Origin of the sequence: Salipaludibacillus sp. HK11, assembly GCF_047795645.1 — a bacterium.
Classification (GTDB): Bacteria; Bacillota; Bacilli; order Bacillales; family Salisediminibacteriaceae; genus Salipaludibacillus.
In genome coordinates this window covers 3,771,590-3,784,828 of the sequence record NZ_CP181045.1, presented here as the reverse complement: position 1 = coordinate 3,784,828, position 13,239 = coordinate 3,771,590, and the positions used below count along the sequence as shown (strand labels likewise).

Annotated in this window: 8 protein-coding genes and 1 rRNA gene; all 9 read right to left on the bottom strand. The window is 38.6% G+C overall.

What is annotated here, in order from left to right:
- Window positions 1-56: 56 nt before the first annotated feature.
- Window positions 57-1,623 (bottom strand): 16S ribosomal RNA (locus tag ACM26V_RS17760).
- A 515-nt stretch (window positions 1,624-2,138) separates the two neighbouring features.
- Window positions 2,139-3,239: an HD-GYP domain-containing protein gene (locus ACM26V_RS17755; RefSeq protein ID WP_416148074.1), complete on the bottom strand. Its 1,101-nt coding sequence runs from the start codon at window positions 3,237-3,239 to the stop codon at window positions 2,139-2,141.
- 355 nt (window positions 3,240-3,594) lie between these two features.
- Complete coding sequence (gene gyrA / locus ACM26V_RS17750) at window positions 3,595-6,186, bottom strand: DNA gyrase subunit A (protein ID WP_416148073.1); 2,592 nt, start codon at window positions 6,184-6,186, stop codon at window positions 3,595-3,597.
- 255 nt (window positions 6,187-6,441) lie between these two features.
- Window positions 6,442-8,352, bottom strand: coding sequence for a DNA topoisomerase (ATP-hydrolyzing) subunit B (gyrB, locus tag ACM26V_RS17745; RefSeq protein WP_416148072.1), 1,911 nt, complete (start codon window positions 8,350-8,352; stop codon window positions 6,442-6,444).
- 135 nt (window positions 8,353-8,487) lie between these two features.
- Window positions 8,488-8,754: an extracellular matrix regulator RemB gene (remB, locus tag ACM26V_RS17740; protein ID WP_416148071.1), complete on the bottom strand. Its 267-nt coding sequence runs from the start codon at window positions 8,752-8,754 to the stop codon at window positions 8,488-8,490.
- Window positions 8,755-8,758: 4 nt separating this feature from the next.
- A complete protein-coding gene (gene recF, locus ACM26V_RS17735) occupies window positions 8,759-9,880 on the bottom strand; it encodes a DNA replication/repair protein RecF (RefSeq protein ID WP_416148070.1) in 1,122 nt (373 codons plus the stop codon).
- A gap of 12 nt (window positions 9,881-9,892) precedes the next feature.
- A complete protein-coding gene (gene yaaA / locus ACM26V_RS17730) occupies window positions 9,893-10,105 on the bottom strand; it encodes a S4 domain-containing protein YaaA (protein ID WP_416148069.1) in 213 nt (70 codons plus the stop codon).
- 325 nt (window positions 10,106-10,430) lie between these two features.
- On the bottom strand, window positions 10,431-11,573 hold the full coding sequence (dnaN, locus tag ACM26V_RS17725; protein WP_416148068.1) for a DNA polymerase III subunit beta: 1,143 nt from the start codon (window positions 11,571-11,573) through the stop codon (window positions 10,431-10,433).
- Window positions 11,574-11,784: 211 nt separating this feature from the next.
- Complete coding sequence (gene dnaA, locus ACM26V_RS17720) at window positions 11,785-13,143, bottom strand: chromosomal replication initiator protein DnaA (protein ID WP_416148067.1); 1,359 nt, start codon at window positions 13,141-13,143, stop codon at window positions 11,785-11,787.
- Window positions 13,144-13,239: the final 96 nt, after the last annotated feature.

The window sequence follows — 13,239 nt, the reverse complement described above, 5'->3', positions numbered from 1 at the left end:
AAACAAAAAGGCCAAAGCGAAGTTCGATTCAATAAGTTGAGCTTAGAGCTCCTTAGAAAGGAGGTGATCCATCCGCACCTTCCGGTACGGATACCTTGTTACGACTTCACCCCAATCATCTGTCCCACCTTCGGCGGCTGGCTCCAAAAGGTTACCTCACCGACTTCGGGTGTTACAAACTCTCGTGGTGTGACGGGCGGTGTGTACAAGGCCCGGGAACGTATTCACCGCGGCATGCTGATCCGCGATTACTAGCAATTCCGGCTTCATGCAGGCGAGTTGCAGCCTGCAATCCGAACTGAGAATGGCTTTATGGGATTGGCTTGACCTCGCGGTCTTGCAACCCTTTGTACCATCCATTGTAGCACGTGTGTAGCCCAGGTCATAAGGGGCATGATGATTTGACGTCATCCCCACCTTCCTCCGGTTTATCACCGGCAGTCACCTTAGAGTGCCCAACTAAATGCTGGCAACTAAGATCAAGGGTTGCGCTCGTTGCGGGACTTAACCCAACATCTCACGACACGAGCTGACGACAACCATGCACCACCTGTCACTCTGTCCCCCGAAGGGGAAAGGCTAGTCTCCTAGCTGTTCAGAGGATGTCAAGACCTGGTAAGGTTCTTCGCGTTGCGTCGAATTAAACCACATGCTCCACTGCTTGTGCGGGCCCCCGTCAATTCCTTTGAGTTTCAGCCTTGCGGCCGTACTCCCCAGGCGGAGTGCTTAATGTGTTAACTTCGGCACTAAGGGCATCGAAACCCCTAACACCTAGCACTCATCGTTTACAGCGTGGACTACCAGGGTATCTAATCCTGTTTGCTCCCCACGCTTTCGCGCCTCAGCGTCAGTTGTAGGCCAGAAAGTCGCCTTCGCCACTGGTGTTCCTCCACATATCTACGCATTTCACCGCTACACGTGGAATTCCACTTTCCTCTCCTACACTCAAGTCTCCCAGTTTCCAATGACCCTCCACGGTTGAGCCGTGGGCTTTCACATCAGACTTAAGAGACCGCCTGCGCGCGCTTTACGCCCAATAATTCCGGACAACGCTTGCCCCCTACGTATTACCGCGGCTGCTGGCACGTAGTTAGCCGGGGCTTTCTCGTGAGGTACCGTCAAGGTGCCGCCCTATTCGAACGGCACTTGTTCTTCCCTCATAACAGAACTTTACGATCCGAAAACCTTCATCGTTCACGCGGCGTTGCACCGTCAGGCTTTCGCCCATTGCGGATGATTCCCTACTGCTGCCTCCCGTAGGAGTCTGGACCGTGTCTCAGTTCCAGTGTGGCCGATCACCCTCTCAGGTCGGCTACGCATCGTTGCCTTGGTAAGCCATTACCTTACCAACTAGCTAATGCGCCGCGGGCCCATCTCGTAGTATGAGGATTGCTCCCCACTTTTACATTCGAATCATGCGATTCAAATGGTCATCCGGTATTAGCTCCGGTTTCCCGAAGTTATCCCAGTCTACAAGGCAGGTTGCCCACGTGTTACTCACCCGTCCGCCGCTCATTCCACAAGCGTCACCCCGAAGGGATCTGCTTGCTTCCTGCGCTCGACTTGCATGTATTAGGCACGCCGCCAGCGTTCGTCCTGAGCCAGGATCAAACTCTCCGATAAAGTATGATGACTTTTCATCAAGTTTGATGTCCATGACATCAAAACCAAACTTTCGTCTGGCGTTTCTTGCTTGGTGTTACTTTGACGGGATATTTTAATATATCCCACTTCGCTTGGCTTTTTGTTTAGTTTTCAAAGGTCAGAAAATGTCACAATCTGTTTGTTGCGACTTATATATCATATCAAATGATCACTTCGCCGTCAACAACTATTTTAATATTTGGTAAATTGATTTTGCTAAGTAAAGAATTAATCTTTTTTCAGCAACGTTTTACAATATACCATATATAAAAGAACCAACGCAACAATTAATTGGCATGACAATATATTTCCATATCAAAAAAGAGAATCCATTTGTAAACACTAGGAATCTCTTTCCTTATTTCAAAATCACGAAAAATATTTCTGAATAAATATTTCCAATAACTCTCTTTCATTCACTAATTATATGCAGAGAAACTGCGACAAGTATATTCCCATTATCAATTGTGCTAAAAATTGATCTAGGCATAACATCAAACTTCTTCATAATCTAATGGCAACTCTTCTTCTATAAATATTTCTGGATTTTTTTCTAAATTAAAATTGTTTTCTCCATCGATTTTGACAATCGGTCTAGTCGGATATTGCACATTATGATAAATTACCTCACCAATCATGCCGTTATTTAATCTCACCTTCCGGCCAATTGATAAGTCTAACATAAGCTGGATAAAATGATTTAACAGTTTGTGGTCAAGTTTTCCGAACTCATCAATTTTCAGGGATTCTATTACTTTATAAGGTGACTGCTTAATTCGATAATTTCTTTCTGATGTCATCGCATGAAATACATCAGCTATTGCAATGATTTTTGAATAGAGGTGAAGTTTATCCTCCTTAACATGAAGAGGATAGCCACTGCCATCCTCTCTTTCGTGATGCTGGATGATACCTAACAATGCACTTTTTGAAAAACCCGGAACATCTTCGATCATTCTATAACCTAAAATAGGATGCTTTTTTACTTCCTCAAATTGTTCAGCAGTTAATGAGCCCTTTATGTTAAATACGTTTAATGGAAGTTTAGACATTCCACAATCAGATAGTAAAGCTGACAAACCCAGCTGAATAATCTCGCCGTTATTTATACCAGTACTTTTCCCAAGTAAGTAGCTAAACACACTGACAGCAACCGAATGAAAATATATATAATCTTGTTTTGACGAGTAATGATGTAGTTGCATTAGTTCATCTTTTGTTGGTTCTATTTCATATAAGGGCAAAAATACTTTCCGCACCGCAAAGGCATCGACCTTTGTGCCACCTTGCCAATCTATGAAGAGTTTCTTATATTGTTGCACCGCATTCAAATATCGATCCATAAATGAATTCTTATGTATTGTCTCGGAATTACTGTTAATTTTTTCATCACGAATAACGTGACTCGGTTTAAACACTTCCCCATTAACAAGTTTCGGCTCAACGAATACATTATCTACTAAGAAGATATTTAACACTCGTATATGTTCATCTGTAAGAACTGTATTTTTCCTTATTAGTGGTGTATTGGATTTTTTCCATACATCATTTGTTAGAATACACCCTGGCTTTAATTCTTGTATTTTCACATTCATTTTGATGGCTCCTTTTATCTTGTTACTTCTATTGGAAAGAATAATAGGACAAAAGTCAATGCTTTCTCTTAAATTGATTAAATTATCATAAATTCTAAATGACTCAACTAACGTTTACCGGCGCCAAACCCTAAAATATAGTTTAGAAAGTTCCAAACACCTCCAAGAAGTAGCAAGCATCTTCTGTCTAGTAATTGGATGCACTAAAAGGTATTTACAGAAGCATTGCCGTTAAACATCTAAAGAATCCAGTTGGAAAAGCAATTACTTAGTATCCCACAGTGACAAGTGAGCCCGCGCCTACGATCATAAAAAAGAAAAGACCTGGAAGACTAAACTTCCAGGTTTTGTTTTTCTAATTTTCCTCTATTGGATCATTTTCATCTTTTTCGTCGTTTTCATCACTCTCTATATTTTCTTCAGTTAATTCTTCTTCCTCTGATATTGATATGCTATTGGTTTCAGAGTCATTGTTTGTTACTTCTTTCATTTCTCCTTCAATTTCCTCGTCAACTTCATCGACATCATCGACATTTACGCGAGCAACGGTCGAAACAAATTCTTGATCGGCAACACGAATGAGTCGCACACCTTGCGTACTTCGTCCCGTTTGTGAAATTTCGCCAACATGCATACGGATAATTACACCATTTGTTGTAATGACCATTAGATCATGATCATCTGCTACAACTTTTAATGATATAAGTTCTCCGTTTTTATCAGTAATATTACATGTTTTGATTCCTTTACCTCCACGCGTTTGTTGACGATATTCTTCAATTGGCGTTCGCTTACCAAACCCTTTTTCCGTAACGATCAAAATATCATGCCCGGCTTCTATAATATCCATCCCGACAACTTCATCGTCCTTCTTAAGGTGAATCCCTTTTACACCAGCTGCCGTTCTTCCCATTAATCTCACATCATTTTCATGGAAACGAATCGACATCCCTTTCCGTGTTCCAGCGATTAACTCTTTAGAACCATCGGTAAGTCGTACTCCGTGCAACTCATCATCCTCACGCAATTTGATTGCAAACAATCCACCGCGGCGTATTTTAGAAAAAGCTTTAAGTGCTGTACGCTTTGATACACCGTATTTCGTCATGAAGAATAGCGATTGTTCATCGTTAAAATCAGAAATAGGAATGACGGTACTTATATATTCATCCTTTTCAATTTGCAGAAGGTTAATAATCGGAATTCCTTTTGACGTGCGCTTTTGTTCAGGAACTTCGTAACCTTTCATATGATACACTTTTCCTTTGTTTGTGAAAAACAACAAATGATCATGGGAATTTGTCACAAACAGATGACGCACAAAATCTTCGTCGTGGGTTCCCATCCCCTGTACACCACGCCCACCACGCTTTTGACTACGATACGTAGAGACTGGTAACCTTTTAACATACCCATGATGAGAAACAGTTATAACGACGTTTTGGCGTGGAATAAGATCTTCATCTTCCATGCTATCTTCACCAAATGTGATCACCGTACGACGCTCATCACCAAATCTATCACGAATATCAATTAACTCTTCGCGAATAATTTCAAGTACTTTCTCTTCATTAGCTAGGATTGCTTTAAGTTCAGCAATTTTGTTCATTAATTCTTCATATTCTGTTTCTATTTTATCTCGCTCTAACCCTGTAAGGCGTTGGAGACGCATATCTAAAATTGCCTGAGCTTGATCGTGCGTAAGTTCAAACTTTTCTATTAAACCATTTCGAGCAATTTCCGCCGTTTGAGACCCTCGAATCAAAGCGATAACTTCATCTAAATGATCAAGTGCAACGCGCAGTCCTTCAAGAATATGCGCTCTCGCTTCGGCTTTTCTCAGTTCAAATTCCGTTCGCCGGCGTATGACGACTTTTTGGTGCTCAAGATAATGATAAAGAACTTGCTTCAACGAAAGCACTTGGGGACGTCCATTTACAAGTGCGAGCATATTGATACCAAAGCTTGATTGAAGAGATGTTTGCTTATACAAATTGTTTAATAAAACATCTGCATTTACATCACGACGACACTCAATAACAATTCTCATACCAGTACGGTCGGATTCGTCACGAAGATCTGTAATACCATCTATTCTTTTATCACGAACAAGTTCAGCGATTTTTTCAATTAAACGCGCTTTATTAACTTGATATGGGAGTTCATTGACAATGATTCTTGGTTTCCCATTTACCTCATCAATTTTTGCTTTTGCTCGAATAATAATTGATCCTTTGCCAGTTTCATAAGCGCGACGAATTCCTGAAACACCTACAATTTCTGCTGAAGTTGGAAAATCAGGTCCAGGAATATGTTCCATCAATTCAGCAACTGTAATCTCTGGATCTTTGCTTAAAGCAAGGACCCCATCAATTACTTCTGATAAATGGTGTGGAGGAATGTTTGTTGCCATACCAACGGCAATACCTGATGTACCATTCACAAGTAGATTAGGGAATTTCGCTGGCATAACAATTGGTTCTGTCTCTGAACCATCGTAGTTCTCTTGGTAATCAATCGTATCTTTGTTAATATCTCTAACTAATTCCATTGATATTTTCGACATTTTTGCTTCTGTATAACGCATTGCTGCTGCCGCATCACCATCAACAGAACCAAAGTTCCCATGTCCATTGACGAGCATATAGCGATAACTGAAGTCCTGTGCCATCCGAACCATTGTTTCATATACAGCTGAGTCACCATGAGGGTGATACTTACCTATTACTTCACCTACGATACGAGCAGATTTTTTATAAGTTTTATCAGCAGTAATTCCCAGTTCGTTCATTGCATATAAAATACGACGGTGAACCGGCTTCAACCCATCTCGAACATCAGGAAGAGCACGACTGACAATAACACTCATCGCATAGTCCATGAACGATGTTTTCATTTCCTGACTTATATTAATTTCTTTTACTTTAGATTCTTCTTGATCAGACATTCCTTGTACCTCCGTTCACCAAATTCCAACTGACCCCACTAGCCTTTTCAATGCATAGATCCATATCGGCTTGTAAAAAGCAAGTAATCGCTTATTGCATATAATTTTATTTATGTATGGATATAGCAAAGATTAAAATCAATCTTCGTTTTAGTATTACTTATTTTATCTTCCTTCGAATCGCATGACGTCTTAGTCGATTGAAGTATCAACCATGCAAGTTGATTCTCTGCATGGTTGAACTTCCTGCTAAATTTATATATCTAAATTCTTTACGTAATGGGCATTCTCATGAATGAAATCTCTTCGTGGTTCCACACGATCACCCATTAGCGTATCAAATACTTCATCTGCTAACATCGCATCGGTTAAAGTCACTTGCAAAAGCGTCCTCATGGATGGATCCATCGTTGTTTCCCACAATTGAGTTGGATTCATTTCCCCAAGACCCTTGTAACGCTGAAGTCCAGGTTTTGGTGATGCTGATAATTCAGCAAAAATACGGTCCTTCTCTTTATCATTATAGGCGTAATGAATCGCTTTACCTTGTTGGATTTTGTATAGCGGTGGTTGTGCAATGTATATATACCCTTCTTCAATAATCGGGCGCATATAACGATATAAAAACGTTAATAATAGCGTACGAATATGGGCACCATCAACATCAGCATCCGTCATGATAATAATTTTATGATATCTTGCTTTAGAAATATCAAATTCTTCGCCAATTCCAGTACCAAGTGCTGTGATCATCGCACGAATTTCATTGTTTGAAAGAATTTTATCTAATCTCGCTTTTTCAACATTAATGATTTTCCCTCTTAGTGGTAATATCGCTTGGAAATGACGATCTCTACCCTGTTTAGCTGAACCACCTGCTGAGTCACCCTCAACGACGTATATTTCACTGATAGAGGCATCTTTTGTTGAGCAGTCTGCTAGTTTCCCTGGTAATGAGCTAATTTCTAATGCCGATTTGCGTCTCGTTAATTCACGCGCTTTTTTAGCAGCATCTCTTGCTCGTGATGCCATTAAACCTTTTTCAACGATCTGCCTAGCTATTGTTGGATTCTCGCCCATGAATTTAGACATGTGCTCTGAAAATAACGAATCCGTTATTGTTCTTGCTTCACTATTTCCAAGTTTTGTCTTCGTTTGTCCTTCAAATTGGGGATCTGGAATCTTAACTGAAACAATCGCTGTCAATCCTTCACGAACATCATCACCAATTAAATTGGCGTCAGCTTCTTTAAACAATCCATTTTTTCTTGCGTAATCATTGATAACTCTAGTCAGCCCAGTCTTAAATCCAGATTCATGTGTACCGCCTTCATGCGTGTTGATATTATTAGCAAATGAGTAAAGATTACTTGAAAACCCGTCGTTATACTGCATCGCTACTTCAACTGAGATACCTTCCTTTTCTCCTTCAATAAAGACTGGAGGCTCGTGGAGAGCTGTTTTTGTTCGATTTAAATGTTCAACAAATGACTTGATTCCACCTTCATAGTAATACTCAGCTGTTTTTCCACCTTCACGCTTGTCCTTAATGTAAATACGGAGACCTCGGTTTAAGAAAGCTAACTCACGTAAACGGGTTGCAAGAATATCGTACTCATATTCGGTTGTTTCAGTGAAAATCTCTTCATCCGGTTTAAAGCGAATAATCGTCCCCGTTTTATCCGTGTCACCGACCACTTTTAAATCAGCATCCGGAATTCCACGAGTAAATTCTATTAAATGTTTTTTTCCGTCTAAATGAACTTCTACTTCTAAATGGCTTGAAAGAGCATTTACGACAGAAGCCCCTACACCGTGTAATCCACCGGAAACTTTGTAACCTCCCCCGCCAAATTTACCACCTGCATGAAGGACAGTCATGATTACTTCTACAGCTGGACGACCCATTTTTTCATGAATACCTACAGGGATCCCGCGACCGTTGTCTTCAACTGTAATCGAATTATCTGTTTCGATTGCTACATGGATTTCATCACAGTGTCCGCCCATTGCTTCATCAATGCTATTATCGACAATTTCCCAGACGAGATGATGAAGCCCTCGTGAACTCGTCGATCCGATATACATCCCAGGGCGTTTTCTAACGGCCTCTAAACCTTCTAATACTTGAATTTGACTTTCATCATAGGAATGTTCCAATGTCACTATTCTTCACCTACACTTCTCCTAGCAAATAATTGCTAAGTATTCTAAATCGATGTCTCTTAATAAAAGGAATTTCACTTTAAATCTTTCACTCTCGTTAGATAATACTGTTCAATTAGCTGTACTTGACTGCATCTATTCTTCTTCAGAGACAATCGTTGATGTTTCTGCTCGCCGTTTTAATGTATGAGAGGAAATAGGAGATAAATAAACGTCATCTTCGGTAATTACGAAAGATTTCGGAGTGTCCTCTGTTACTTTCACCGTTGATTTTTGTTTCTTTTTATATTTTAAGAATTCTTGATTTTCGACAGATGAACTATAGCTATGATGATCAACAATGGCCACGATTCTGTCTGCATTTAAAACCATGTCTCCGCCTAAATGGATAAACAACATCATCACCTCAATCTTTTTGCTGAATGTTTCCCTCTTCTACATAAAATGTATCAGCATCCCTCAACATTTCATGATCAAGTCCGTCAACGCTTGTTGTCGTGACAAATGTCTGCACTTTTCCTTTAATTGTATTTAATAAGTGAGTTTGTCGATAATCATCTAACTCTGACAATACATCATCCAACAGTAAAATTGGATACTCCCCTGTTTTTTCTTGAATCAATTCAATTTCAGCAAGCTTTAACGACAATGCCGTTGTTCTTTGTTGTCCTTGTGAACCATAAGTTTGAATGTTTCGTCCATTTACAAAAAAGGATAAGTCATCTCGATGTGGACCAATTAATGTTGTTCCTCTCTGCATTTCACGCTCTTCAACTTTTGCATAATTATCTTTTAACGCTACCATCATTGTTGTCAAATCCATCTCTTCTGATACGTTACAGGAAGGGACATATACAATTTTCAAATGCTCTTTTCCACGACTAATTTGATGATGGATTGGTTCCGCCCAAGATTGCAGTTTATCGAGAAAAGCATATCTTTTCGTTATGACATGTGCCGCTGATTGCAACAATTGTTCTGTCATGACCCCAAGCATAGCTTGATCTGCTCTCACTTTCTTTTGTTGAACATCTTTTAACCACTGATTTCGCTGCTTAAGTATCTTATGGTATTGAGAAAGATGATAGAGGTAAATGGAGTGAATTTGTCCCATTTCCATATCGAGGAAACGACGTCTAACTTGCGGACTCCCTTTCACTAATGTGAGGTCCTCAGGGGCAAACATGACAATATTACAATACCCTATATAGTCACTAAGACGCTTTTTTTCAATATGGTTAAGTTTTACTTTCTTTCCTTGATTAGAAAACACCACTTCCATGTGAAGTGGTCCATTTCGGTTTGTTAAGTGACCTTCGACTTTAGCAAATGGTTCATCCCAGCGAATTAGCTCCTTATCTCTAGGAGTTCTGTGTGACTTAGCCATAGCCAATACATAGATAGCTTCGACGAGATTCGTTTTACCTTGAGCATTTTCACCAAGAATGACATTAACTCGATTTTGAAAGGTTAGTGTTCCTTGAGCATAGTTCCGATAATTTTTTATTGTTAGTTGATCTATGTGCAACGTAATCCCTCTTTATCGGTCATCTCTGGTAATCATAAAGGTACCGTGATCTTGGATGGTCACTTGGTCACCAGGGTAAAGCTTACGTCCACGCCTATTTTCTTCTTCATCATTTACCCAAACGGGAATTTCAGCCAAGAACCATTTTGCTTGTCCACCTGAATCAATTACTGCTACTTCTTTCAATGCTTGGCCAAGTGTAATAAATTGGTCTTTGATCTTCATTTGCTCTTCCAAGATGAGATCACTCACTTTCTAAAAATAACTTTTTATCTAGGGAAAGGATGGCTATTTCCGATATAACTATCAAGGTAAGTGTGGTAACCACTACAACACTTATTCCTTTATTTCTACGCACACAAATTCTATCACTCTACATTGTACTAAAAACTTTCAATAAACGCCAATCGAATTATAAAATGATTTTAAAAGTAGTGAAATACTTCACCACAAATAAAGCAGCATCAATGAATTTTCAAAGAGCTGCTCTATTATTTCGATTTTTAAAGTAGATAAGAAAATCAAGATGTTTGTAAACTTATTTGAATAATTAGTAAGTACGAACAGGTGAGAATAAATGGAGCATATGATCTCTTTCAGCTGGTCTCATCACAAACGGACTCATTGCACCTGTGAAATCAATACTCACTTCTGTTGATTCAATAACTTTTAAAGCATCAATGATATTTTTACCGTTAAATGAAATCCTCAATTCTTCTCCTGTGTATTCAAGACTTTCAACATCCTCTGTTACTTTTCCTACTTCCGGTGTAACTGAAGTAATCTCCAATTGATTATTCTCAATTGTTTTAACATTCACTACATTATTTTTCCCTTCCTTCGACAGTAAAAGGGCGCGCTCAATGGCATCAAGTAATTTTTTTGCAGTTAGCTTAACTGTCGTTTTCGAATGTGTAGGAATCATATTTTTCGTTGCTGGGTAATTTCCTTCTAACAACCGAGAGAAAAATAATAAATGTGTTGATTTAAACAGAATTTGGTTATCTGTCACGATAATGTCAATCCAATCATCTGTATCATCAATAATTTTATTTAGTTCATTGAGGCTCTTTCCTGGAATAACGACGTTCGAAAATTCTAAATCTATTGTATTCGTTTCTACCTCTGCTTGACGCATTGCTAACCGGTGACTATCTGTTGCAGTGCAAGTGAGTTGTCCCTTCTCTAGCGACCAATGAATTCCCGTTAATATTGGTCGTGTTTCCACTGTTGATACAGCAAATGCGGTTTGCCGAATAATACTTTTTAATAAATCTTTTGGCAATTTAAATGAATTTTCTTCTTCAATTTCTGGCAATCGTGGATATTCTTCAGGGTCAAGACCATTTAAGTTAAATACAGAAGATCCTGATTTTAATTGGGTGACTAATTGATCTCCAACCATAATTTCGACTGTATCTTCAGGTAGTTTTTTAACAATATCAGCGAAAAAACGAGCTTGAAGAACAATAGACCCTTCGATTTCTAAATCAACAAGTTGATGGTCACCTTCTTCAGTTGGAATAAAAGATTCTATCGAAATATCAGAATCACTGCCTGTTAATGTCACACCATCATGTGAAGCCTCTATTTTGATACCAGTTAAAATTGGAATCGTAGTTCTAGAAGAAATGGCTTTTGAAACGTTCTGAACACTTTGTACAAATCGATCTCGTTGAATACTAAATTTCATTGTTTTTGTTCCTCACTTTCAGAAATGAATTTTGCTAGAATGTTTTGTTCTAAATAACAGTACATATATATTTTTTATTAATTATTTATAGAAGTAATCGTAGTAAGGCCTGTGAATATGTGGATAACTAATATTTAGCCAGTTGTACCAAGTTATCCACCTGTGGACAGGTTGTGCATAAGATTACTGGAGTTATTCACATTTTTTACAGCTACTTTTTTAATTCCTCTTTTATTTCTTGAATTTGTTGCTGTAATTCCTGTTCAGTTGCAAACAATTTTTCAATTTTATGATGAGCATGAATGACTGTTGTATGATCTCTACCACCAAATTCAGTACCTATTTTAGGTAAAGAATTATCTGTTAACTCACGTGATAAATACATTGCAATTTGTCGTGGATATGCGACAGTTTTGGTTCGTTTCTTCGCTTTTAAATCATCAACTTTCACCTGGAACGCTGCAGCAACACATCTTTGCACATCTTGAATTGTTATTTTTTTAGGTTTCGAATTCGGAATAATATCTTTTAAAGCTATTGCTGCGAGGTCCGCATTCATATCCTGGTTAATTAGAGATGAATACGCAACAACCCTTATTAATGCCCCTTCTAGTTCACGTATGTTTGTGTCAATTTGATTGGCAATATAATGCATGACTTCGTTCGGAATATCTAAATTATCTGCCTTTGCTTTTTTTCTTAGGATAGCAATTCTTGTTTCTAAATCAGGTGGTGTAATATCGGTAATTAATCCCCATTCAAACCTTGATCGGAGACGATCTTCCAATGTTGGGATTTCCTTTGGTGGACGATCACTTGATATGACAATTTGTTTCCTTTCCTCGTGAAGAGAATTAAATGTATGGAAAAATTCTTCTTGCGTTTGTTCTTTTCCAGCTAAAAACTGAATATCGTCAATTAATAGCACATCAACGTTACGATATTTATTTCTAAAATTGACTGCTTTGTTATCGCGTATAGAATTAATAAACTCATTTGTAAATTTTTCTGAAGACAAATAAACAACTTTTGCTCCAGGGTTATGATCCATTACATAATGGCCGATTGCATGCATTAAATGAGTTTTTCCTAGCCCAACACCACCATAAATAAATAGGGGATTGTATGCTTTAGCAGGTGCTTCTGCGACAGCGAGTGAAGCAGCATGTGCAAAACGATTACCACTACCGATGACAAATGTATCAAAAGAATATCTAGGGTTAAGCATATGTTTAGGTATGTTTTCGATTTCTTGAGCTTGAGGTTTTGGCCGTTGTTTCCCTTTTTCAAATAATTCTAGATCATCCTTTTTGTCATCTTGCGGTAAAATAAACCGGGCTTCGAGCTCAGCTCCGGTTAATTCGTTCAATGTTTCAGTGATAATACCAAAATAACGATTTTCTAACCAATCTCTCGCAAATTCATTTGGAGCAATGACGGTAATCGTATTCGAACTTTGATCTATCGAATCAGCTTTCGTAAATTTAAACCACGTATCATAACTAGGTTTACTTACTTTTTCTTCGATTTTTGTTAAAGCTTGTTCCCATAAATCATTTAAATTTTCCAATCTTTGACCCTCCCTTGCCAGGTGCTGTCCCATAACAGTATAGCAAATCCGATGATAAATTCGCTTTTTGTACAACGAATGTATAACTGCAATGAA